Origin of the sequence: Prochlorococcus sp. MIT 1011 (assembly GCF_047305235.1) — a bacterium.
Lineage (GTDB): Bacteria > Cyanobacteriota > Cyanobacteriia > PCC-6307 > Cyanobiaceae > Prochlorococcus_B.
In genome coordinates this window covers 484,825-509,628 of record NZ_CP138983.1, presented here as the reverse complement: position 1 = coordinate 509,628, position 24,804 = coordinate 484,825, and the positions used below count along the sequence as shown (strand labels likewise).

The following is a 24,804-nucleotide window of genomic DNA, read 5'->3' as shown; positions in this document are numbered from 1 at the left end:
TCATCCTAGATGGTCAAACAATCCAAAACTAATTTCAATCGATTCAGTTCATCGTTGTTACATAAGCCTATCTATCATTACAAACACAATTATTTAAAGATATAAATATGTTAAAATAATATTATAAATATATTAACAAATGAAAAGGATTATAATTTCTAAGTTGTTAGGTCAAATATTAGGAATAAAATTCATTCCTTTAAATCCTTTCTTAACAGCATTTATACTTTCACTTACTGCAAGACCTTATTATAAAAAATCATTTTTATTTAATAAGAGAAGAAAAAAACTATTTTTCATCCCTAAAACCCTTTTTCTTCCTGACTTAATTAATACTTTCCATGAAGATGATAAAGAATTAGAATTATGGTATATCTCAAGTGAAGCTATAAGGCAAATAGCAAACAGATATCTGCCAAAAGAACTATCTGAATATAATTACAATTCCAACTCAGATGATATAAATAAAAGAAAAATTGAGCTGAAAAATCATTGGATAAAATCTATAAAGATATTTAAATTTATCTTTAGGCCGAAAGCATTTTTAACATGTGCTTTTTACTATCGAGATCAAAGAGAATTAGGAATAGCCTCATTGGAAAACAAAATACCTTTTATAGCCTTGCATAAAGAATGCATAGCAAGTCCAATCACCAGAGAAGCTAGACTTAAAGTTTATAAAGAGAATTCAGGAAAATATACTGGAACATTAATTACCACACAGAACAAAGAAGAGAAAGATACATTGGTTAATGCAGGTTGCGCATTAGATTCACAAGTAGAAGTAGTTGGATGTCCAAGATTTGACCCCATAATTAATAATTCACTAGACCTCTCTCTCATAAATTCATATGACGTAATTTTCTTTTATTTTACAGAATTTGCCTATTTACCTTTTTACCGAGATAAACCAATTTGGCCTGAAAAAGTTGGTTCAATACCAGTAAATCCTTGGACTTGGAAAAAATTACATGAACGATTTAATAACTTTGTCTTTCAATTCACAGAAAGTAATCCATCACTTAATATTGCCCTCAAAATCAAACATGGAGAAAGTTTGGCAAAGCAATTTATAGAAAAACAAATGCCATCTAACTTAACAATTATCTCGACAGGTGAGGGAAGAGAGATGGCCGCGAAAGCGAAAGTAATCTCTGCTTTTAACACAACTACAATTTTAGAGGGATTAGCCGCTAGAACCCCTGTAATTGTTCCTGCTTTTGGGGAAGCTGCTTTAGGAAGTATTCTACAAGAAATTGGTACATTAAATTTAGGTAATGCTGTTTCCTATGCATCTTCTGAAAGTGATTTTAATAGATTAATACTAGACAAGTTAAAAATAAAAAATGATAGATACAGAGACTTTAATGAATCTGAGAAAGTGGCATTAAATAGATACGTGGGTTACAATGATGGTAAATCTGGAAGAAGAGTGAGAAATCTAGTTAATAAAACAATAAACTCTTATAGCAAATAATCTATTTAAAGAAAAGATATATAATTAAATTGAGAAAAAATAAAATAAGATTTTTATCACCTATATTCTTATAAATAATATATATCTAATTAAAACAATTAGTTGTACATAATAAATATAAAACATCTATATAAAGTAGAAAAAAAATCAGTCAATTATTTGCAAGAAGATTAATAAAATCAAAGAAGTCTATTCTTAAGTGAAGAATAAGAATAGAACACATAGTAAAATGATTGAGAGCTACTATCTGATTAAATCATAAGATCTAACATGTATTAGTAATCAATTTTATTAGATACTAATTAATATAAATCATATTAAAACCCTTAATTTTTTTTATGAAGTGAACTATATATATTTTTTAAATGACTTTTTCTAAGTAGCATTAAACCAGATATGTATATGTGAATAATAAAAATATGTTTCTATAAATCATATTCTAGTGTATTATAAATTAAATTGTTAATTAAAAATTGATTTTCGACATTAAATTACAAGAGCTTCAATTCATGCCTGATATATCAAAAGATCATTTCAAAGGCATACCAATTAATTTCTTGCGTGTTGCAAGATTCGTTATAGAGGAGAGCTAATATGAGGATATCTACATTGAGACTAGGTAGTTATTATATACGTTTTTTAGTTTCATTAATTCTTACAATGTTAAGATTAAACAAGTTTATCTATAGAAAATTATATTACTTTTTCAATCTAAAACCTAATTCAAAATATTCAATTCTAACTAATTCTTTAAAAAGGAATGGTTTTGCCATACTTAATAAGCATGATATTAATTGCAATCACGTTTTAAAAGAATGTGATTCAATAATCAAAGAAGATAATGAAGGAAATATTCGCCTAAAGAATATTACTAACAAAGATTATATAAAAACACTAATTAACAAGGATGATTTATCAAAATATCCTAACATAGTTAAATTTGCACTAAACAAAGATCTATTGTCTATTGTCTCATCGTATTTAGGGCATATTCCATGCTTATGTTATATCAATATATGGAAATCACCCGTTTCAATTAAAAGTGAATATAAAGCATCAGGAAGTCAATTATGGCATATTGATCATGAGTCTTTTAGACAAATAAAAGTATTTCTATACTTAAACGATGTAAAAGAAAAATCTGGTCCTATGGAAATATTTAATAGAAATTACACTAAAAACCAACAATTAAAACTTAAATATAGACTAGGTGAAGGTAAAAAGCATTTCAGTAAAGGTCTGGATAGTAAGTATTCAGAAAAATTGATTGGCAATAGAGGTCAAATTATTTTTGCCGATACTAGTTCCTGCTTTCATCGAGGTTCAAACAAAGTACAGAAAGCAAGGTATATTCTTGCATTACAGTTTTTACCTGTAAATGCTTTTAGTAGTAATAAATTCAACCAATATAGATTTTTACAAGAGAAAGGTTTAGTTAATAGTTTTACTCCCTTATTACACTATTAGATAAATATATTATTGATAAATTTAAAAGATTAATATCAAATGTGCTAAAATTTAAGAAACTAAATTATTAGAATCAAATGCTTAAAATAATAAACTACATAAGAAGATTTGGAATTAAAGCAACTTTTGTAAAAACATATTCCAGTTTATTTTTCATTTTTTTCTCAAATTTTATTCTTTCTGAAGATAAATCAAAAGGATTAGACACATTTAAAGATGAAGAATCTAAAAATTTAAAATCATTGGATACGGATTTAATGCCAGCTGATTACGCAAAGTATGTTAAAGGTCAAATAGATACAAGTTTACGTAGATCTATCTACATAAATCCAGCCAGGAAATTAATTCATACAAGAGATAAGCTCATACAACACTTAGTACATTATTCTAAAGATTGGCAAATAAAGACAGATGAGGTTCTTTCTATAGGATGTCGTGATGATCGTGAGCTTGATGGAATTAATTTACTTCTACCAAATTCATCCATTACTGGCTTAGACCTTTTCTCGGCTTCTGATCGGATAATTGCAGGAGATATGCACGCAATGCCATTTGATAATGAAAGATTTGATATATCAGTTTCCATACACAGTATGGAACACTCTTATGATCCTAATAAGAGCTTAAAAGAAATTCACCGTGTAACAAAAGTAGGAGGATTAATTTGTATTGAAGTTCCTATTAGATATTCAGTTACAGAAATTGATAGGCAAAACTTTGAAAGCATAGAAAAATTAATTAGCTTTTTTCCAGAGAATTCTATAGATATTATTTTTTCAGAACTTGAAAGTAGACTCAAGGTAGGTAAAAGCCCAACTCTTAGATGTATACTTAGGAGGGTCTAGTTTTAAATATTTCTTTATATTTAATTATCCTTAGATAAATATTTATCAGTAATTTCAAGTAAACTGTTAATTACATTTTCTTGCCTGAATGTATTTGGTAAAAGATTTTTTTTATAATTAATTTTTTTTGTAATTTTAGATGCTTCTATCATTAGCTGAGGTAATTCTGAGTCTTTTCGAAAAGTAAAACCATTAACACCTTCCTGAATATATTCCTTAGCAGAAGAATCATTATCTCTAATTATGCAAAATACACCTAAATAAAGTGCTTCTAGCATTGATCTTGAAATCCCCTCAGTCAAAGAAGGTAATACCAAAATATTAGATTTGGATAAGATTGGGAATGGATTAATTAAAAAGCCATGAGTAACGATCCTAGTAGAGTCTTTTAAAAAATCTTTATACTTAACTATAGTATTAAATAAAGGACCTTCTCCAACAATATCAAGTTTATATCTATAACCTTTATTTTCTAATTCAACAAAAGCCTTTACAAGAGTAATTGGAGATTTCAAGGTAGTAATACTACCTATAAATATAAATTGTGTCTCTCCGTTTTGGGCTTCATTAGAAAAATATGTTTCAATTCTCTTTTCATCTATAAAATTGGGTAATAAAAAACAAGGCCTATTTGTAAGAGAAGAAATCTTCTTAACCATTACTTTCGTTAATCCTAAACGAACATGAAATCTTCTTAAAAAATTAATATGCAAAAATGAGATTAGAGGTCCTAAATAACCAAACTCAATTTTATAAACTACCGGTAGATCTCCACGAACTGAAGTAATTGTAAATATTTTTGATCGAAAAAAAGAAGTATAAAAATCAGCAGAAAAACAAATTGAAAGGGCAAAAGAAAAAGTATTACAAGAGTTCCTGGAAAATAGGTTTCTAAGGTATAAATATTTTTGAAAAGGGTTTATATTAGAAATATCAATTAATTTACATCTTTTATCAAAAAGAAATTCAGCTTTATTTCCTTTTTTCAAAGCAATAATAGAAACATCATGTTCATCGCAAAGTTTATTAGCGAAAGCAGCAGCTCCAGCGATAGGGCTCAAATTACTAAATGAAGGTATAATTATAAAAACAGTATATTTTTTAGTCATAAAGAGAAAGTAAGTTTTCACCTCTTTTATCCCAAGAATAGTTATTAAGAAAAGAATTTCTGGCATTTATTGATAATTCTTCTCTAAGGTAGTTATTTTTAATTAAAAGGTTTAAAGCATTAGACCACGAATTAATATTATCAGGGGGAACTAATAAAGCATTCTTCCTATCAATTAAAATTTCTTTTAAGACTGAAACATCAGATGAAATTATAGGATTCTTCATTGCCATATATTCAAACATCTTAAGTGGAGACATCCAACGAGAAGTATCCCTCAATAAATTATTAATTAATACTTTATTTTGATAAGGCATCAACAAAATATCAGCACATGATGCAATCAAAAGTGATTCACGATAGTTTCTTCGACCAAGAAAAATCAAATTAGATTTAGCAATATTATCTAAATAAAATAATCTCAAATCTTCGGCTGAACCACCTACAACTAAAAAGAGAACATTTTTGTTAAGCATTGCCAATTCATTTATAATTTCTATACCTCTTCCTTTTTGAATTGCGCCACTATAAACACAAATAAAATTTGAACTATATGATTTATCTCCAATATATTTAAACAATACTTTTCTTTTCTTAAAAGCTGGTACAGGTTCAATAAAGCTTGGTGCCGCATCATGCAATATATTGATTTGACGATTATTTAAACAAAATATGTTTCTAACGTCATTAGCTAAAGATTTTGAGATGCATAATAATTTAACATTCTTATTATTTATTATGAATTTTTGGATTTGACCTCTCACACCATATAGGATTTCATGCATTTCATATATATGATTCTTGGAAGGACTTAAAGATAAAAATAATGAGGCATATAGATTCCTTGAAATTATATATTTACTTCTTGAAAATATTAGTTTAATAATTGAATCAAGAGCGATAAAAAACTCAATGGATCTGTTGGAAATGGAAAAGATTGTAGATAGTTTAATATTATTTGAAAGAGGAAAGTACTTTTCATATAAAGCATTCTCGAAAATCTTTTTTCGAAAAATATTTCGAGCAGCAAAAAGTGTAACCTTATGTCCTTTTTTAGCGATTGCTTGAACTTGATTTAAAACATGTATTGAGTTAGCGCTATCAGAAGGCAAAAAAGAAGGTGATATATAAATTATGTTCATTAGCTAAAGTAAACATTCCATAATGTATCAACTATTACTTATAATGGAATCAGGGGCTATCGCAATAGAATACTTCTAACATGGAAACAAATACAAAAGATAAATTACACTATCAGAAAAGATGGGATAGCTATTCAGGAACTAGAGACGAAGATATTTTATCCCTTGAATATCCAAAATCAAAAGTTTCATTTTTTTATTCCCATTATAATAAATTAATATTAAACCTTTGAAAAGAAAGACTTGGTGAGCTTAATAGCAATATTGATCAATCTGATTTTTGGTTTAGAGTCTTAACATATATGATTTGGAGCTCAAATAGTGACCTCAATAGGTGATGCTATAAAAGCAGAAAATACTTCTTGGTCTTTTGGTGAAGATGTCGCTAAGAATTTCAAAGATCATGTATCTAAATCAGTTCCTTTTTATCTAGAGGGACGTAAACTTATTAGGCAACTACGTGATTTCTTTTTACATCCAGATTCAAGATGCTATGAATTAGGAAGTTCAACTGGTCTCTTATCTCATAAAATTGCAAAAAGACAGGGTACTAATAAATCGTTATTTTTTGGGATCGACTCGTTAGCCGAGATGATTGAACTAGCAAATTCTAAATACGATCAAAGCAATGTGTCTTTTATAAATGCCGATGTTGTATCTTTGGACTACGAAAAATCAATTCTTTTTATAGCTTATTACTTGGTTCAATTTATTAGAACAAGTCTAAGGCAAGTATTATTAGATAAAATTTACAAATTGCCTAATTGGGCAGGTGATTTTTTCTGCTTTGAAAAAACAAGAGCCTCTGATGCAAGATTTCAAGATATAAATACTTCACTTTATACAGAGTATAAATTAGAGCAAGATTATAATCATGTTGAAATAGCAGCAAAGTCAAGAATCTTGAAAAGAGTTCCTGAACCTTTTTCTAAACAGGGGAACATAGATTTATTTAAAACAGCTGGATGTACTGATGTTATATCTATCTTTAAATATCTATTCTTTGAAGGTTTTTTTATGTATAAAGTAGAAATTAAAAATAAATGAATATAATATATATATTTTCAATATTATTGCTTTTAGTTATTTCATTCTCGAAGAAATTACAGGCAAAACTACTAAGCATTAGTATTATATCAACTTTAATAATAATCCTTTCATCTCGAACTAATCTTGATGAATACCAAAGATATTTAGATTTATTAAAAACAAATTATCCCAAGCTGACTGATTATTCGCTCTTCAACGAACCTTTATACGCACTATTAGGTAATTTTGTTAATTCATATACAACTTCACCTTTGTTTTTCTTATATTTAATTTCTTATACTATAATTTTTATTTGTCTTTATAAAAGCTCATATATAATTTCTAAAGATTGGAAAGCAACTAATTTCTCAATTTTATTTTATCTCTGTCATTTCTTTATTTCATATGCATTTTCTGGAATAAGAGGAGGTGTTGCTAATTCGTTATGTGCTCTATCTGCAGTTTTATTTTTTAAAAATAGAAACCTAATTAGTATTCCAATTTCTATCGCAGCAGCCTTGGTTCATCTCCAAACTATAGCATTTTCAATCCTAATGTTTTCAATTCCATTAATAAAAAGAATTGGAATATACACATTAACGATTCTTAGGAAAGTTAAAAAATTAATTTTAACTTTGGGATTAGCAGTTATTATATCAGTTATTATATATTTATCATCATACTTCAGAGAGAGTATAAGTATACTATTAATGAATATCTTTAAATCATCAGGTATTGACATGAAATACATATATTACATCAGTGATGAAATTTATGGTCGTACATTGGATCTTTCATCTACACAATTTCTAGCATCTATTTCATTAACATTTGTATTTATTATACTACTTTTTTCCAAAAAAGAAAAGATGCCTTTATATATAGAGAATCTTACATATCTTTACTCAACCGTACCTATTATAATGATATTATTCTCAGATACAGCATTATACGCTTTCAGATTAGCATCTACTTTTAACACATTACTTATACCTTTAATTTCTTATCTATGGATAAATACTTACCCATATAAAAATCGACTTATTCATAGTTCAAATTATACATACTCAAAAACAAAAATACTTATGATTCTTATAGCTTTTGCAATGCTATACTATAATATATTTTACATGAAACGATTTAATGGATTCAGTTTATAAAGAGATGGATCTAATTAAATATTTATAACCATTTTAATAGCCTAAACAATTTTTTTGATGACCTTTCTTCCTCTAAACTGGGCAACAACTAAAGTTTTCATGCGAGACTATGGGAGTATATTTTTAGCATATATGTTTATAATTATTTTAACTACAGCAGATAACATAGAAAATGTATTCTCATTAATATTAATTTCTACACCATTTTTAGCAGATACTTTTATTTGTTTAGGAAGAAGAGCTTTCTATATGCAAAATATTGTCTGGCCCCATCGGTCACATCTCTATCAAAGACTTCATCAAGCTGGATTGAGCAATAAACTTGTATCTATAATATATTTATTATGGACATTAATACTATCAGTTTCATATTTAACTTTTGGAATAAATTCTCTTGTGTTAACAACAATTTCTTGCTTAGTATTTGGGTATTTGATTGATACAAAGTATGCAATTAACTTTAATTTTTCATAGAAATGCAAATTAACAAAGAAAAAGTAGCAATATTAATGGCTACATATAATGGAGATAAATATATAGAAGAACAAATTTATAGTATATACAATCAAGATGATGTAAGTTCTATATTATACATAAGCGATGATTTATCAACAGATAATACCATTAACATAATAGAAAACTTTCGCCAAAAGAATAAATTTGATATTCAGTTCAGTGTGAATCATAATAAATACTTTAAAAAAAAGTCTTCTGCTAACAACTTCTATAGATTAATAATTGATAGCAATATCCCAAATGATATAAAATGGGTAGCATTCTCTGATCAAGATGATATTTGGTTTAATGATCATTTAAAAAGAGCTATTAATTGTATTAAGGTAAACAAATATTCCGGTTATTCTGCTTCAGTAATAGCTTTTTGGTCAAATAAGAAAAAAATATATATAAAGAAAGATGGCAAACAAAATAAATTTAATTATCTTTTCGAATCAGCCGGGCCAGGATGCACTTATGTATTGCCAAAATCTACTTTCCTGCTATTACAAGAACATTTTAGAAAAAACATAAATATATTATCAAACATAGACTTTCATGATTGGTCAATATATGCTTTTGTATCATCTCAAAATGGTTATTGGTTTATAGATAGTAATCCTGCCTTATATTATAGACAACACAGCTCTAATGTTTTTGGGGCCAAAATAGGCATAAATGGAATTGTTTTAAGACTGAAGTTATTAACTGGCAAATGGTACAGAGGACAGGTGCTTGCAATAGCAGACCTGGTTAACAAAAATGAATTAGAAATAATAAAATTATATACTAGATTTAATTTTATTGATAAATTATATCTAGCATATTATGCTTTTAATATGAGAAGAAACTTACTAGATAGTTTCACCTTATCCTTATCAATACTATTATCAGGTAAAAAGTAAATGATCAAAGAAAGTCATATGAGGGTTATACTAACGGGAGCAAATGGTTTCGTAGGAATTCACCTAAAAGATTATCTTACCCAAAGAGGCCACAAAGTCTTTTGCCTTTCTTCATCAAAATCAAGCAAGTATTCTATTGAATCATTCCTAAAAGGTCAATTAGATAAATATATATCTGAATTCAATCCAAACTCCTGCATTCATTTAGCAGCAATAGCTCACAAGAATAAATTCTATTCCATCGCCAATGAGAACAATATTTTCAAAGTAAATGCTGAATTACCGTTGTATATAGCTAAATATTGTATAAAATTTCGAGTATCAAGATTTATTTATTTGAGTAGTATTGGTGTCCATGGATTACCACGAGAACCAATTAATGAATTAACACCTATTACACCACTAAATCTTTATTCGAGAAGTAAATACTTTGCCGAATGTTCCCTGGTAGAGTTTTTTAAATCCACTATAAAATCATCATTAGTAATCATTCGTCCTCCTCTGATATATGGAGCTAAGGCTAAAGGTAACCTTAGAAAGCTTTATAACTTAGTCAAAACAGGTTTGCCGATACCATTGGGAGAAATCAATAATTATCGAAGCTTAATTGGTATTAACAATCTTTGTTCAGCGATAGAAGTAACTCTAATTAAAGAATTACAAAATATAAGCACATTTGTTATTTCAGATAACGAAACAATATCCACTTTTCAGCTCATAAAAAACATGGAATCCTCAATAAGAAGTCAATCAAGAATTTATTCTATTCCTAAAGAAATATTCAATCTATTAAGGAATATTGGATTCTTTAAAAGAACAATAAGTAGCCTAATTGATAATCATATAATAGACTCGTCACTTTTCAAAGAAACACTAGGGTGGCGACAGCCGTTAACTCAGCATGAAGAAATGTTAATATGCTACCCATCCAAAAAATTAAATCATAAAACCTTTAGAAATAAATCAAATAATTTAAATTAAACATTAAAATGATATAATGAGAAAGAAAAGAGATTTTGAAAATAGAATTTTAAAAATGAATTTATACATTAAAAGATATTTAAATAAAATAGTTAGATTAAATCCTAGAACGAGAAGATTAATTTTATTATTATTAGATGTTTTGCTTCTACCTATAAGCACTTATATAACTCTTTTATTTTTAACTAAAAATGATTTATATCCTATTTATAAAGAATATCTTTTAATTTCAATACCTGCTATCTTTATTGGAATTCCATTATTTCTTCTAAACGGACATTATAAAGGTTTAACAAGACATGTAGGAAGTAAATCCATATATAAAATTGCCCTTAGTAATGCAATACTATCAATTTCAATTTTGATAATAAACTTAGCAATAGCATCACCTCAAATCCCAAATAGAGTATATTTTCTATTTTGGATAATTTCAACTGGAATTTTAGGTTCAACTCGTTTTATTATTAGAGATTTAATAATAGGAATAAATAATAACAATCAAATTAAAACTCGGGTTGCAATATATGGTGCCAATGAAAATGGTGCTCAAGTTGAAGCATCATTAAAGTTAAATAAATCTTTTAAAGTTGTTATGTTTCTTGATAATGATCCTTTGTTAAATGGTAGGAGTATAAATGGAATTGATATTCACTCAATATTTTCTCTTGATGAATTCAAAAAGTATATAGACATAGTTTTAATTCCTTCTAATGATTTATTAAATCAAGAAACCAAAGAATCAATAGGAGAAATATTAAATAAAGGTATTTCAGTTATGCAAGTTCCTCAATTTATGAGGAAAAACGGATTTGGTTTTAGTATTAATAATTTATTACCTATAGAAATAAATGATTTGTTGGGTCGTGAAAGTATTCTTCCAAAAACAGAACTACTTTTAATGAGTATTAAAAATTCAGTCGTATTAGTTACTGGTGGAGGTGGATCTATTGGTTCAGAATTGTGCAAACAAATTATAAAGCTTAATCCATTAAAACTAATTGTATTTGATAATAGTGAACCAAGCTTATATTCTATTTCTACGGAACTCAAAGAGATTGCCAAAAAAGAATTATGTATACATTCAGTTTTAGGAAATGTATGCGATGAGAAATTAGTTAAATCCACGTTAAATGAACATAAAGTTAATTTGATTTTCCATGCTGCTGCTTATAAACATGTACCTTTAGTTGAGGAAAATCCATTTCAAGGAATACTTAATAATATTATTTCTACAAAATCAATTTGTTCCGCAGCAGGGCAATCAAATGTTAGTAAAGTAATGCTTATATCATCAGATAAAGCAGTAAGACCAACAAATGTAATGGGCGCATCAAAACGGATCTCAGAATTAATATTTCAAGATTATGCTAATAAACAAAATTCAATCCAAAGAGAAAAAAATCAATCAAAGATATGTTTTAGTATGGTTCGTTTTGGAAATGTATTAGGCTCTTCTGGTTCTGTAGTTCCTTTATTTAAAAAACAAATTTTATATGGAGGTCCTATAACTTTAACTCATCCAGAGATATATAGATATTTTATGACTATAAAAGAAGCATCTGACTTAGTACTTCAATCTTCTGCAATAGCAGAGGGTGGAGAAGTATTTCTATTAGACATGGGGGAACCGGTTAAAATAATTGACCTAGCGAAACAAATGATCAAACTTAGTGGATTAACCATCAAAACGGATGATAATCCCTCTGGAGATATTGTTTTTAATTTTATTGGTTTAAGACCAGGTGAAAAGTTAAGAGAAGAATTGCTAATTGACTCAAATGCAATCGAGACAAAACATCCTCTTATTTATAAAGCAAACGAAGTCTCATTAGCTTCTGAAGTATTATGGAGAAATTTAGAAGAACTTTTAGATGCTGCTCACAAAAGAAATAAAGAAGATTTATTTAATTCAATTTCCAAAATAGTACCAGAATGGAAACACAATTTTTAACTATAAAAAACAAATTTTAATTTATATACTTTTACTAATCAAGCAACTTAAAAATAATTTAATTAGAAAGATAATTAAAATTTCCTAATCTTTGCGAATTATAACCAGACTTTTTTAATATCATTTTACACCAATCAAGATTATTGATATACCAATATACAGTTTCCTTCAAGCCTTCCGCAAAAGAATACTTAGGCTTCCACCCGAGTTCATTAGAAATCATAGAAGAATCTATAGAATATCTTTTATCATGTCCAGGACGATCAGAAACTAATTTTATCAACCTTGAGTGAAGTCTATCTTCTGGCTTTATATCATCAATTATTGAACAGATTGCCATTACAACTTCATCATTACTTCTTTCACCATGACCACCTATACAATAACTCCGCCCAATTATTCCTTTATTTGCTACAAGTAAAATACCACTAACATGATCTTCAACATGCAACCAATCTCTTATATTCTTTCCATCACCATACAGAGGTATAGATTCGTTTGAAAAAGCTTTTAATATAGTAAGAGGTATCAACTTTTCAGGGAACTGATATGGACCATAATTATTACTACAATTAGTAATAATTATAGGCAAGCCATACGAATAGCACCAGGCCTTTACAAGATGATCACTTGCAGCTTTACTAGCAGAATAAGGGCTTCTTGGATCATATTTAGTATCCTCATTAAATTTATTTTCATCTCCTAATGATCCGAAAACCTCGTCCGTACTAATATGGATAAATTTAAAACAATCTCTTCTTTCCGGGGAAAGATTAATCCAGTGTATTTTAACAGCTTCTAACAAATTAAAGGTACCCAAAATATTACTTTGCATGAAAATCTTTGGATTGTCTAATGATCTATCAACATGAGTTTCTGCTGCAAGATTAATAACAAGGTCTGGATCAGCTTTACAAACAACTGATTTTAATTTTAAATCATCATTTAAGTCTAAATTAATATGCGTATACCTATCTTTAGGAATTGAATGGTTTTGTATTCTTGTAAGATCACTTGAGTATGTTAATTTATCGATATTAAAAACTTTAGTATCAGTCTCATTCAAAAGTCTATTAATTACAAAAGACCCAATAAAACCTGCTCCACCAGTTACAAGTATTCTTTTAAATACTTTCTCATTCTTTATATTTTGCTTGGTTTCTAAATGCATCATTTATTTATTTATTTATTTATTTATTTATTTTAATTTTGTAGAATTTCTTGAGCTCTTGATTTTTTGAAGAATTTCCACCAACATATGTCTCCAATGTGTAGATGAGATATTAAGTAATTTTCTGGCCTTTGACGAATCAAGCAAAGAGTAGGGAGGTCGCTTAGCTGCACGTGGATATTCATTTGTATAGATAGGCAAAATCCTTGCTTTTTTTTTAATTAGTCCTAATTCTAAAGCAATGTCTGCTATTGATATAGCAAGATCATACCAACTAGCTATACCTGCATCACTCCAATGCAAGATTGATGGTAGCTTTGCACCCGAATTATTAATCAAAAACTTATCTACTATTTTCCAACAAACGTTCGATAAAGAAAAGATACTAGTGGGAGATCCGATCTGATCAGAAACAACACGAATTTCATCTTTTATTTCATTAAGCTCAAGCATTGTATCTACAAAATTATTACCATAAGATCCAATCAACCAACTAGTTCTAATAATAGTTGCATCACCGGAGTCATTAAAGATCTTTTGAATTGCCTCCTCAGCTCCAACTTTAGTAGAGCCATAAATATTAACAGGATTTCTTAAACTATTCTCATCATATGCGATATTAGTTTGACCATTAAAAACATAATCAGTACTGATTTGAATCAACTTACCACCTATTTTTAATAATGATTCTGACAATATTTTTGGTGCAACCGAATTAATAGACTTAGCCAATTTAGGTTCTTTCTCTGCTTTATCAACATCTGTATATGCAGCACAATTTATAAGCAAATCTGGGCGATATCTTAATATTATTTCTTCACATTGTTGTTCATTCTCTAAATCTAATTTTTCACGATTAATTTCTATCAAATCTACATTATTAGGTTTTCTAGAAATAATAGCCTTACCAAGCTGCCCTGATGAACCTGTTAAAAGAATTCTCATTAGAAAATATCTCCTTTAATTTTTACTTGATTAAACATTGGTGAAGAAAAGTCTTTAGTACTTATTATTGGTTTAAATGAAGCAATATTTTTAATAGGCCATTCAATTGACAGTTCAGGATCATTCCAATAAATTGATCTTTCAGATGACTTATCCCAAAATCCATTAACTTTATACTGCACTTGTGCAAATTCACTAACAACTAAAAACCCATGAGCGAATCCTGGTGGGATCCAAAGTTGATGATTATTTTCAAAACTAAGTTCAACTCCTATCCACGATCCAAATGTCAAGGATTGTGACCTTAAGTCTACAGCAACGTCAAAAACAGATCCAAAACTACAACTTATTAATTTTCCCTGTGGTTTTGGATTTAATTGATAATGAAGGCCCCTAATTGTATCTTTTTTTGAGAAAGAAATATTATCTTGATGAAAACTGATAGATTCTCCAACATTTTCATTAAATTTTACCTGATTCCAGCTTTCATAAAAAAACCCTCTGTGATCATTAAAGATTTCTGGTTGAATCAATCTTAAACCTTCAACCTCTTGCCCTTCTAAAGTTTTTAAATTAACAATCTTCATTATTATATTATAGCCTAATCAGAAACCAAGTTTACTAAACAATAAAAAATCATAGTTAGTTATTCTTTAAATAATTTTGTCGATTTAGATTTTCAATATACATAAAATATGATTGAAATTCAACCGGTAAAGAATAAGCAAGGAATAAAAAATAAATGTTATCTTTAGGTATAAAATAATTAAATACTCTGCAGCTTTAAAATGAAAAGGAAAGGAATAATTCTTGCAGGTGGAAACGGTACTCGCTTACACCCTCTTACTTTATCTACTAGCAAGCAATTACTTCCAATTTACGATAAACCTATGATCTATTATCCACTATCAACACTAATGTTAGGAGGGATAAAAGATATCTTGATTATTTCAAAACCTAATGACGAGAATTCCTTTAAAAAGCTACTAGGAGATGGGGAAAATTTTGGTATAAATATTTCATACAAAATACAACCTAAACCAGAAGGAATAGCTCAAGCATTTTTACTTGCAGAAAGTTTTCTAGATAATTCTCCTTCAGTATTAATTCTTGGAGACAATCTATTTCATGGCGATTCCCTTGTTTCCTTACTTTCAGAAGCGGATAAAGAGTTTAAAGGTGCAAGCATATTTGCATATGCAGTAAAGGACCCTGAAAGATATGGAGTTATTGAATTTAATGAAGATGGCATAGCAAATAATATAATTGAAAAGCCCAAAAACCCTAAATCTTCATATGCTATAACGGGAATTTATTTCTACGATAACACGGTAGTTAATAAAGTTAAAACTATTAAACCTTCAGAACGTGGTGAACTTGAGATTACAGATATAAATAGAATTTATTTAGATGAAAAAGGATTAAAAGTGAAACAATTAGGAAGGGGAATCACATGGCTTGATACAGGAACATTTGATGCTCTTTATGAAGCATCTGGGTATATAAGGGCACTTGAACAGAGACAGGGTTTAAAAATTGGATGCCCCGAGGAGATCGCTTGGAGAAAAGGCTGGATTAACAACGAAAAGTTAAAGGAAATAGCAAGTAATTCTATAAAAAGTGGATATGGATCCTATTTGTTAAAATTAATTAAAGAATAAATAAAAAATAGATTAATCCTAATAAGGATTAATCTATAATCAAGAAAAAATAAGTTAAAAAGGCTCAAATAAAAATATAATAAGAAATTATATTTTCCAGAGATCTGCATATATGCAGAAAAATTCCTGCTTATAAAAAAACATAAGCCTTAGTAGCAATAATATGAATTAATTGATATTATAAAGCAAGCAGTAGTCGAAATCCCAATCAAATATGGATAATCAAGAAATAATTAATTCAACAACAGATGATGATATTGATTTAAATGAAATAGTAAGCAGTATATATAGGAATAAAAAATTGGTTTTAGCCTTTATTATCTCTGGAATATTCTTAACAAGCTTAATAGCCTTTACTACAAAAAAAACTTGGCAAGGAGGATTTCAAATTGTGATTGGTCAGAGCAAGTCTATGCCTGAAAACCTAGCTGTTAACCCAAGTTTATTACAACTAGCTGGAAGAAGTATTGTAGCAAATAAATTAGAAACAGAAGTTGGAATTCTTGAAAGCCCATATCTATTGATGAACATTTTTAAATTTGTTAAAAAAGAGAAAAATAATAATAAGTTAAGATTTAGTTCCTGGAAAGAATCAAATTTAGAAATAAAGTTGAAAGATAAAACTTCAATTCTTAATGTTAACTACAAAGACAATGAGAAGAGCTTGATAATCCCTGTCCTAGAAAAGATCTCAAAAGCATATCAGGAATATTCAACAGAAAAACAAGAACTTTCAATTAAAGATAGTTCAAAATTTCTAAAAAAAACAAATTAAAATATATAAAGACAAAAGTATTATTTCAAACGATAAATTACAAGAATTTATAATTGATAATGATTTGCCGGCAATTTCCTTAAAAGCTGGTAGTGATATTAATATTGATAATGATTTACCGGCAATTTCCCAAAAGGCTGGTAGTGATATTTATATTGAAAATAGACTTGTAAAGATTAAAAATAAACTTGTATTTCTCGATGACTCTATAGAAAGTATTCAATCAATACCAAAAGAGGCAAAAAATGCAAATGAAACAAATGATATTATTTATCTAGTTAAAAATTTAGATAATAAACATTTAATAGAAAAAGCAGATGAGCTTAGTGAAATGAATAGTAATATAAGTTCTCTAAAAAATGTCTACAGAGAAACCGATAAAATAATTAAGGATGAAAAGAAAAAAATATCAGGACTTTATAAATATATAAGAGAGACAGCATTGAATTACTTATATTTAGAAAAAGATATTAATATAATAAGATTAAAATCTTTTAACAGACCAAAGCCAATTCTAATAAAATACAATCAGCTTATAAGAGACGCTATAAAGAATCAGGATATTTATTATAATTTGGATAATCAATATCGAGTTTTGCAAGTAAATAAAGCTCGTGATTCAAAAAACTGGGATGTAATTACGAAACCAACATTAATCCCCTCTCCTGTAGCTCCCCATAAAAAGAAGATGATCATATATGGTATTTTCGCGGGCTTTATTGGAGGAAGTTTAGCTGGATTAGTTAAAGATAAGATAGAAGATCATGTTCATTCGTTCTCAGATATAACTAAACTGACAAGTTCTCCTGTATTGAATTACTTATCTTTAGATGATGATAAATCATGGGAAGAGAATTTATCTATAATTGCTAAAGGGCCTTTAGCAGAAAGAAGGGGAGTCACTTCAATATTAATTTTAGGGGATTTCGATAAAAACATTTTAGAGGATATACATTATAAATTAAATAAGTATCTTAATGATATTGAATTAATAGTCACAACAGATATTATAAAAGCCGCATCATCATCTAATATAATTTTTGTCATTGGTTTTGGAGTAACAAAAAAGAGTAAAACTATTGAAAGCATGCGTAAACTTAATTTACTAAACAAACATATATTAGGAACCTTGATTATTTCAACTTAAAAACAATTTAACCCTAAAATATGTAAATTTCATTTCAGAAATCTAGTATTAATTCCTAATAACAAATCTGGCTGTTGATTTTCAATAAATCTATCCCAAGCACAATAGTGAAATAGCAATATAAATCGATCCTTACTGGAACGATTATTACTACCCTGATGAATACATAAACCAGTATTTGCTATAAGTGTTGTTCCTGGAACTCCAATATTAGAACCATTTTTTTCTTTAGCATAATATGCAAACTTTTTTTTATCCATGTAAAGTCCTTTCACACCTTTAGCAAGATTATTTCTACGGAAAACTCTTCTTAAAAAAGAGTTCTTTAGAAGCTTGATTGAATGATTAGAAGCAATAACTCTTGTAGGCCCCATTTCCTCAGTGATTTCAGATAAATTAATAAAGACTTTAATAGTTTTTAATGAGTACCTATCAATATGCCATAGCTGGCTTCCTTTTGGAAAATTATCATTAACTGAATTTCCTGGTGATCTATATATCCCACCTCCGATAAAACAAAGTTTACCAAAAACAGACTCTAAATCATCTCTAAGTAAACTGTTACTTCCTATATTTAAGAATTTCTGATAATACTCACTACCTAATTTATCATTGAGAAAATTATAAAAATAAGGTTTACTTCTTCCTAGACTTTCAAATTTATGATCCTCAATCTTTTTTATATAAGGGAGAAATTCTTTATACAAGTCTTCAGAATAAGTATTTACATAACCTTGTTTTTTTAATAGTTTAGCATCTAAATCTATACGAAAATTCATCTTCTTTAGATGTTGTAGAGCTTCAGGCTTGTGAAAAAAATAAGAACAAATATCCTTAAAATATCCAGTTAAATAAGGGCTACAAGTCCATTTCGAAATGAAATCTAATATTCTATCTAAATAACTAAGATACCTGTTAATCATTGAATCTCATCTTTATCATGAGTATAATAGATGTATGAACTTTGAGACATAATACCAAATCTTTCTAATAAAAATAATTTTAAGGATGAAGAAGCAAATAAGTTTACTCTAAGCTCTCATCCCCTGCATGAAAGGAAGGTAAAGACTAACCATTTAAAGTTGATGTTTTTGCTTATCTTAACCCTACAAACATTTTTTTCCAATTACCTTTGTGCTTTCCTAACTCTTCAGCACTATAGTAAAACAAAACTCAATTGACTTTTAATACACATTTAACTCAAATATCAAATGTTCTAGTAATAGGTTGTGGTGGTGCAGGTTTAAGATCAGCCATAGAAGTCAAAAAAGCTGGCCTTGATGTTTGCATACTTGGCAAAAGACCTAGAACAGACTCCCACACAGTCTTAGCTGCCGGTGGAATTAATGCAGCTTTTGGAAATTTAGATACTGAAGACTCATGGCAACAACATTTTGTTGATACATATTTGGAAGGATATGGAATTGGAGATCCTTCAAAAATTGAGATAATGGCAAAAGAGGCACCTTCTTTGGTTAGAGAAATAGATAAATGGGGAGCCAACTTCGCGAAACTAGAAAATGGCAACTTTGACCAAAGATATTTTGGTGCTCATAAATATCGCAGAACATGCTACTCAGGTGATTTCACAGGTTTCTCAATACTAAAAACACTACTTAAAAAGGCTGCTGATTTAAAGATACCTATTTATGACTCGGAGTATGTGACTGAACTTTTGATAAAAAAAAATATTTGCTTTGGAGCAATGTCATTTAATACTTCTTCAGCTGAAAGAACAATACATTTAGCTGATTCAGTGATTATTTGTACAGGTGGACACACAAGGGTATGGAAAAAAAGTTCATCAAGAAAAAATGAAAATACAGGAGATGGGTATTATTTAGCACTTAATGCAGGTTGTAAGTTAGTAGATATGGAAATGGTACAATTTCATCCTTCTGGCATGGTATTTCCGGAAGAGATTGAAGGCACTTTAGTTACAGAAGCTGTGAGAGGAGAAGGAGGAAAGCTATTTAACAATAAGGGGGAAAGATTTATGACTAATTATGATAGTGAGAGAATGGAACTCTCTACTAGAGATAGAGTTGCCGTAGCTAACTATAAAGAAATTATAGAAGGCAGAGGGACAAAAAAAGGAGGTGTCTTCTTAGATATTACTCACAAAAGTAAAGAATTTATTATAGAAAAATTACCAAGTATCTATAGACAATTTCTTGAAGCACAAATGCTTGATATTTCAAAATCACCAATGGAAGTAGCTCCAACTGCTCACTATTCTATGGGGGGGATTTTAGTTAACCCAAAAAATTTATCTACTTCAGTGGAAGGATTATTTGCAGCAGGAGAAGTTGCAGGAGGCCTTCATGGTGCAAATCGCTTAGGTGGAAATTCACTGGCTGAAATACTTATCTTTGGGAAACGAGCAGGCATAGCCAGTGTAGATTATTCAAGAAAATTAAATCAACAAGAAAGGGCAACCAAAGTTATAGACTTAGCACACGAAAATATAAACAAATTTATAAAAAAAGGGAGCGAATTAGTAAGACCTTTACAGTATGAGTTGCGCCAAATAATGTGGAAAAATTGTGGAGTTATAAAAAGCAAAGATTTACTTAATAACGGTCTTGAGAAAATTAGAATTATCCAAACAAAATTAAAAGATATAGATATAAGAATAGATGAACATAGTTGCGAAGACCTGGCTCTGATTTTCGATTTGCAATCTTCATTGATAAGTGCCAAGGCTACAATCCTTTCAGCACTTGAAAGGAACGAAAGCCGAGGCGCTCATCAAAGAAGCGATTTCCAGAAGACAGATCCTTCTTGTGAGTTTAATTGTTTAATACAAATGGATCTAACTTCTCAAGAACTGAAAGTTTCTAAATCACCATTAAAAAAGTTAACTAAACCTCTACGCAACTTTGTAAATGGTGCACGTAGAGAGGTGAATTGCAAAAACAAATTACTTGAATAACCTGTCTAAAAAGTTATCACCTTTTTCGGGCCTAATTTGCATAAATTTCGGTAACAATAAATCCTAAGAGTAGACAGATACTAATTTCTTTCCTTTATACAAGAATTATTGAAAAAGTTACTAGTGAAAACATTTTAAATTAAAAATCCCTCCTAGGTATTAGTTTGTATTGAGAGTTAGCTGCTAATCCAGCTAGTGAAATTATTTGTCTTGCGCAGGAAGCAACGCCACTGGATTGATTATTGATGATTCCTTTTTGCATCTTGAGAAGTAAAACTTCCACCATTAATACTTACCTTGCAGGATTAGAAGTCAATGAAGGCAATAAATGAAGAGAGAGCTAAAGCAGTCGATAAAGATGGTTGAATCAAAAATTAAATTAAAACATTACAGGACAATTTATTATCCTTTACCTTTCAAGTTTTTCGGTAAAATATTAAGACAACAATTCTTTTATTTTATATTTCATAAAACGAACTCAAATTAAGGATGTTTATTAATCTTTTAACGGCAATTCTTTGCTCTTGGCTTCAATTGTATTTAATGCAACCTTTAATGAAAAAACATGGCTTAAACAAACCAAAATTAAATGATGAAAAGCGCTTTAACAAATTAACTATTCAAAATAAAACTTTAAGAAGTGGCGGAATAGCATTTATAAGTTCCACATTAATAGTCTTACTAATCAATAAAACCAATGTTAATATAAACTCCTTTCTTATTATTTTTCTTTGTTGCTTACCTTTAGCTTTTTTAGGTTTAATAGATGACTATTATCATATTCCTAAACCAATAAGATTCTATTTCCAGCTAATAACATCATTAACATTATTGATAATCAGCCCGCTCCCAAAGACTATTATTAGTTTAAACTTTATCATATCAATATCCTTATTAATATTCCTATTAATATCAATTACAGGAATAATCAATTTTATCAATTTCATGGATGGAATGGATGGATTAGTTGCTGGTTGTATGATTATTATTCTATTTTCTGCTGGAATTAAAACATCATTATCATCATATATTTTAGTTGGTGCTTTAATAGGTTTTTTAATTTGGAACTGGAATCCCGCAAAAATATTCATGGGGGATGTCGGTAGTACTTTTCTTGGAGCAATATTTTGCGGGACAATTCTACATTCAAATAGTTGGAATAATTGTTTTGAATTAGTTTTAATTGCTACTCCGTTATTAGCTGATGCATTTTTATGTATTCCTAGGCGATATCTTCATGGTGAGCCGATCTTCAGAGAACCCCATAAATTACATTTATATCAAAGACTTAATCAGGCTGGATGGAGCCATGCAAAAGTTTCTTCAATATATATAGTTGGAACATTTTGTTTATCATTAGCTTACCTTATTGGGAATTCATATACCTTATACTTTATTGCATTATCTGAATTAGCATTTGGATTTTATTTAGATAAATACATAGCCATACCATTTGCTAAAGCAATATCAGAGCAATCACAAGAATGACTCAGGAGCCAAAGTCATTCTTACAATATGAAAACCTTCACCATAACCGAATCCAGCTTGCGATCCTCGAAACAAGGATAATGCTCTAAGGGCTTCAATTGATCTAGGAGCAGGATAAGGATGAACCTGAGATTCGTATAAAGAAAAGGCTGATAATTTAACCTCAATCTGATCAGTAATATCAACCACCCAATTCGGCGTGAAGTTTGGTTCAATATGAGGCGCATTCCAGTGAGTCTCTGACAATGTTTCGTAAGCAGCGACTATTTTTAATTTTTCGCCTATTCCAACTGGCCTAGTGGCGACCATGCAAGCATCAAAAATAACTCTATGGTCTATGTGCCTATCAAAATATGGCATCAAAACAATATCAGGATTACAAACACCCAAAATATCTAATATGTCATTATTTAAAGTAGCTGTATCCTCTTTATCCAATCCCACAGCAGGTTTATTTAAAAATATAGACTCTTTAACACCTATTAAAGAATGCGCTTTCTTAGATTCAGATATTGTTTGATCATGAATAGATTTTGGAAACAAAGGTGGCATATGAGCAGCAATTGTTAAGACTGTCAATTCACCCCCAGCACGAGTAAATCTTGTCATTATGCCACCCGCTCCAAGTACCTCGTCATCTGGATGAGGAGCAATAACGAGCATTTTCAAATTAGTCACTACTTATAAATTTCCAATAATGTGAACGTATTATAGATATTGTAATGATCGATATAAATAATTAAGGATTTAATACACATCATAATCAGAGAATGAAAGATTGATTGATTGCGGATTAAATGCTTTTGAATCATTAAACTCATTAATTATTAAAGGAATTTGCTCTATAACATTAATATCAAGATTAGGTAATTCAAGTTCTAATAATTTAAATAATTCTCTACTAATAAATCTAAAACCAGGCAAGGATTTAGTTTTAATAAAATTAATTAATTCAAAAATCATAGAAATAAAAGCTGAATTGTTTTTCCATTGAATGTCTAAAATATTTAGTTGAGGATCAGTTTTATAAACAGAGAAGAAAGAAATTGCACTATCATTGTAGCAAATATAATAATCTCTATCTTTAAGTATATTTCGCTGGAAAAATCTCCAATTATAATAACTAGATGTTTTTGATATTCTGTAATTATTTGATTCTTCAGCTTTTTCTCTAGAAACTTGAGCTATTTTTTCACAAAAGAATTTAGCTTCATTAGAATCAAATGAATTCAATTCTCTTATTTCTGAAGATGCCTTTGAATTATATCTAGAATGAATTTTGCTAATTTGATATGAATATAATTTAATTGGATCAGGTAAGCTCCAGCCTACTCGCTGATGTCCCCGAATAGCTAATCTATTAGGGAATCCATATGCAAAACTAAAATAATCTGATGAATTATTTAAAGAAAGATGACTTATACGATCAAAAAGCTTATACCTAAAATATTTTTTATTGCAGAATACATTATTACACAACCCTATATCAATTTTATTTTTATTAATTAAACAATTATTTTTCAACATACTATATGCTGAAACAATTATTCCGTCTGAATCCTCTATAATATATGTTTTATTTAATTTAGTTCCTAACATCCAATCAAGACTTTCTTCCATGTCTTGCCTTTGGAATGCTGATTGCCATGCTTTTATGTAATTGGACCTATTTAAATTCCAATTACACATCTCCTTGAAATAAAATTGCTTACCTTTAATTTCGAATTCATCTATAGTGTGGTCAATTTTATTATCCAAAGGAAGCATAAGATAAACGTCTCCATATCATTCTAGCACTGAATAATTTTATTTATAAAAGTGATGAAGACAAGATTGAATTCATTTAATATTTCCATAAAGTTTTAAATGTTCCAGCTTTTTATTTTGTAGAAATTGATGAAAATCATAATTTACATTATGAGGTTAATTGCCATGAAAAAATATTAGTCATCTCAAAAAATAAATTGTTATTACACAGATAATCTAAAAAGAGCTGTGAAAAAATTCATTTAAAATTCAATCTTAAAATATATAGCTTACTAAATAAAAGCAAAAGTCATAATTTTTTAGTAGCTAAAGAAATATTTAAATCAATTAAAATAAAACATCTGAAAAGTATTAC

23 protein-coding genes are annotated in these 24,804 nt (G+C 28.7%); 14 read left to right on the top strand and 9 right to left on the bottom strand.

Annotated features, from left to right (window positions below; genetic code table 11):
* Positions 1-139 precede the first annotated feature (139 nt).
* From SIB75_RS02730 to SIB75_RS02720, 3 genes are all read left to right on the top strand, one after another.
* Positions 140-1,477, top strand: a complete 1,338-nt coding sequence (locus tag SIB75_RS02730) for a hypothetical protein (protein ID WP_413683902.1) — start codon at positions 140-142, stop codon at positions 1,475-1,477.
* Positions 1,478-2,137: 660 nt separating this feature from the next.
* Positions 2,138-2,944 carry a hypothetical protein gene (locus tag SIB75_RS02725; protein WP_413683900.1) on the top strand — a complete coding sequence of 269 codons (807 nt, stop codon included), beginning with the start codon at positions 2,138-2,140 and terminating at the stop codon, positions 2,942-2,944.
* Between the two features lie 77 nt (positions 2,945-3,021).
* The gene (locus SIB75_RS02720) at positions 3,022-3,789 is read left to right on the top strand and encodes a class I SAM-dependent methyltransferase (protein ID WP_413683898.1); all 768 of its coding nucleotides are present in this window, start codon (positions 3,022-3,024) and stop codon (positions 3,787-3,789) included.
* Positions 3,790-3,809: 20 nt separating this feature from the next.
* Here the strand turns inward: SIB75_RS02720 and SIB75_RS02715 are convergent, their stop codons facing one another.
* Together SIB75_RS02715 and SIB75_RS02710 are read right to left on the bottom strand one after the other, a co-directional pair.
* The gene (locus SIB75_RS02715; protein WP_413683897.1) at positions 3,810-4,898 is read right to left on the bottom strand and encodes a glycosyltransferase; all 1,089 of its coding nucleotides are present in this window, start codon (positions 4,896-4,898) and stop codon (positions 3,810-3,812) included.
* The gene (locus tag SIB75_RS02710) at positions 4,891-6,039 is read right to left on the bottom strand and encodes a glycosyltransferase family 4 protein (protein ID WP_413683895.1); all 1,149 of its coding nucleotides are present in this window, start codon (positions 6,037-6,039) and stop codon (positions 4,891-4,893) included. The genes SIB75_RS02715 and SIB75_RS02710 overlap by 8 nt, the downstream gene beginning before the upstream one ends.
* 321 nt (positions 6,040-6,360) lie before the next feature.
* Between SIB75_RS02710 and SIB75_RS02705 the strand changes: the two genes are divergently transcribed.
* From SIB75_RS02705 to SIB75_RS02680, 6 genes are read left to right on the top strand one after another with little or no spacing between them, the layout of a single operon-like run.
* Positions 6,361-7,086 (top strand): methyltransferase domain-containing protein, encoded by a 726-nt coding sequence (locus SIB75_RS02705; RefSeq protein ID WP_413683893.1) that lies wholly within the window; start codon positions 6,361-6,363, stop codon positions 7,084-7,086.
* A complete protein-coding gene (locus SIB75_RS02700) occupies positions 7,083-8,228 on the top strand; it encodes an EpsG family protein (protein WP_413683891.1) in 1,146 nt (381 codons plus the stop codon). Before SIB75_RS02705 ends, SIB75_RS02700 begins: the two co-directional genes overlap by 4 nt.
* 57 nt (positions 8,229-8,285) lie before the next feature.
* Positions 8,286-8,702 carry a hypothetical protein gene (locus tag SIB75_RS02695; RefSeq protein ID WP_413683890.1) on the top strand — a complete coding sequence of 139 codons (417 nt, stop codon included), beginning with the start codon at positions 8,286-8,288 and terminating at the stop codon, positions 8,700-8,702.
* Positions 8,703-8,704: 2 nt separating this feature from the next.
* Entirely contained in the window at positions 8,705-9,628 is a 924-nt protein-coding gene (locus SIB75_RS02690; RefSeq protein WP_413683888.1) for a glycosyltransferase, read from the top strand.
* Positions 9,629-10,609 carry an NAD-dependent epimerase/dehydratase family protein gene (locus SIB75_RS02685; RefSeq protein WP_413683887.1) on the top strand — a complete coding sequence of 327 codons (981 nt, stop codon included), beginning with the start codon at positions 9,629-9,631 and terminating at the stop codon, positions 10,607-10,609.
* A gap of 55 nt (positions 10,610-10,664) precedes the next feature.
* On the top strand, positions 10,665-12,560 hold the full coding sequence (locus SIB75_RS02680; protein WP_413683884.1) for a polysaccharide biosynthesis protein: 1,896 nt from the start codon (positions 10,665-10,667) through the stop codon (positions 12,558-12,560).
* A 58-nt stretch (positions 12,561-12,618) separates the two neighbouring features.
* Here the strand turns inward: SIB75_RS02680 and rfbB are convergent, their stop codons facing one another.
* The 3 genes from rfbB to rfbC are packed head-to-tail and all read right to left on the bottom strand — an operon-like array spanning position 12,619 to position 15,263.
* Positions 12,619-13,734, bottom strand: a complete 1,116-nt coding sequence (rfbB, locus tag SIB75_RS02675; protein WP_413683883.1) for a dTDP-glucose 4,6-dehydratase — start codon at positions 13,732-13,734, stop codon at positions 12,619-12,621.
* 24 nt (positions 13,735-13,758) lie between these two features.
* A complete protein-coding gene (rfbD, locus tag SIB75_RS02670; protein WP_413683882.1) occupies positions 13,759-14,676 on the bottom strand; it encodes a dTDP-4-dehydrorhamnose reductase in 918 nt (305 codons plus the stop codon).
* The gene (rfbC, locus tag SIB75_RS02665; RefSeq protein WP_413683881.1) at positions 14,676-15,263 is read right to left on the bottom strand and encodes a dTDP-4-dehydrorhamnose 3,5-epimerase; all 588 of its coding nucleotides are present in this window, start codon (positions 15,261-15,263) and stop codon (positions 14,676-14,678) included. Before rfbC ends, rfbD begins: the two co-directional genes overlap by 1 nt.
* Before the next feature lie 201 nt (positions 15,264-15,464).
* Here rfbC and rfbA point away from each other — a divergent pair, with 201 nt between their 5' ends.
* From rfbA to SIB75_RS02650, 3 genes are all read left to right on the top strand, one after another.
* Positions 15,465-16,337: a glucose-1-phosphate thymidylyltransferase RfbA gene (rfbA, locus tag SIB75_RS02660; protein WP_413683879.1), complete on the top strand. Its 873-nt coding sequence runs from the start codon at positions 15,465-15,467 to the stop codon at positions 16,335-16,337.
* 214 nt (positions 16,338-16,551) lie between these two features.
* Positions 16,552-17,112: a Wzz/FepE/Etk N-terminal domain-containing protein gene (locus tag SIB75_RS02655; protein ID WP_413683877.1), complete on the top strand. Its 561-nt coding sequence runs from the start codon at positions 16,552-16,554 to the stop codon at positions 17,110-17,112.
* Between the two features lie 64 nt (positions 17,113-17,176).
* Positions 17,177-18,259, top strand: coding sequence for a GNVR domain-containing protein (locus SIB75_RS02650; protein ID WP_413683876.1), 1,083 nt, complete (start codon positions 17,177-17,179; stop codon positions 18,257-18,259).
* 29 nt (positions 18,260-18,288) lie between these two features.
* On the opposite strand, the gene SIB75_RS02645 is transcribed toward SIB75_RS02650, so the two are convergent.
* Positions 18,289-19,182, bottom strand: a complete 894-nt coding sequence (locus tag SIB75_RS02645) for a hypothetical protein (RefSeq protein ID WP_413683874.1) — start codon at positions 19,180-19,182, stop codon at positions 18,289-18,291.
* Between the two features lie 254 nt (positions 19,183-19,436).
* Here SIB75_RS02645 and SIB75_RS02640 point away from each other — a divergent pair, with 254 nt between their 5' ends.
* Positions 19,437-21,194, top strand: coding sequence for an FAD-dependent oxidoreductase (locus SIB75_RS02640; protein ID WP_413683873.1), 1,758 nt, complete (start codon positions 19,437-19,439; stop codon positions 21,192-21,194).
* A 139-nt stretch (positions 21,195-21,333) separates the two neighbouring features.
* Here SIB75_RS02640 and SIB75_RS02635 read toward each other — a convergent pair whose 3' ends face one another.
* On the bottom strand, positions 21,334-21,480 hold the full coding sequence (locus SIB75_RS02635; RefSeq protein ID WP_413683872.1) for a hypothetical protein: 147 nt from the start codon (positions 21,478-21,480) through the stop codon (positions 21,334-21,336).
* A gap of 203 nt (positions 21,481-21,683) precedes the next feature.
* On the opposite strand from SIB75_RS02635, the gene SIB75_RS02630 reads away from it, so the two are divergent.
* A complete protein-coding gene (locus SIB75_RS02630; protein ID WP_413683871.1) occupies positions 21,684-22,682 on the top strand; it encodes an MraY family glycosyltransferase in 999 nt (332 codons plus the stop codon).
* On the opposite strand, the gene SIB75_RS02625 is transcribed toward SIB75_RS02630, so the two are convergent.
* Positions 22,671-23,360, bottom strand: coding sequence for a PIG-L deacetylase family protein (locus SIB75_RS02625; protein WP_413683870.1), 690 nt, complete (start codon positions 23,358-23,360; stop codon positions 22,671-22,673). The genes SIB75_RS02630 and SIB75_RS02625 overlap by 12 nt on opposite strands.
* 69 nt (positions 23,361-23,429) lie before the next feature.
* Positions 23,430-24,449, bottom strand: a complete 1,020-nt coding sequence (locus SIB75_RS02620) for a hypothetical protein (protein WP_413683869.1) — start codon at positions 24,447-24,449, stop codon at positions 23,430-23,432.
* Between the last annotated feature and the right edge of the window lie 355 nt (positions 24,450-24,804).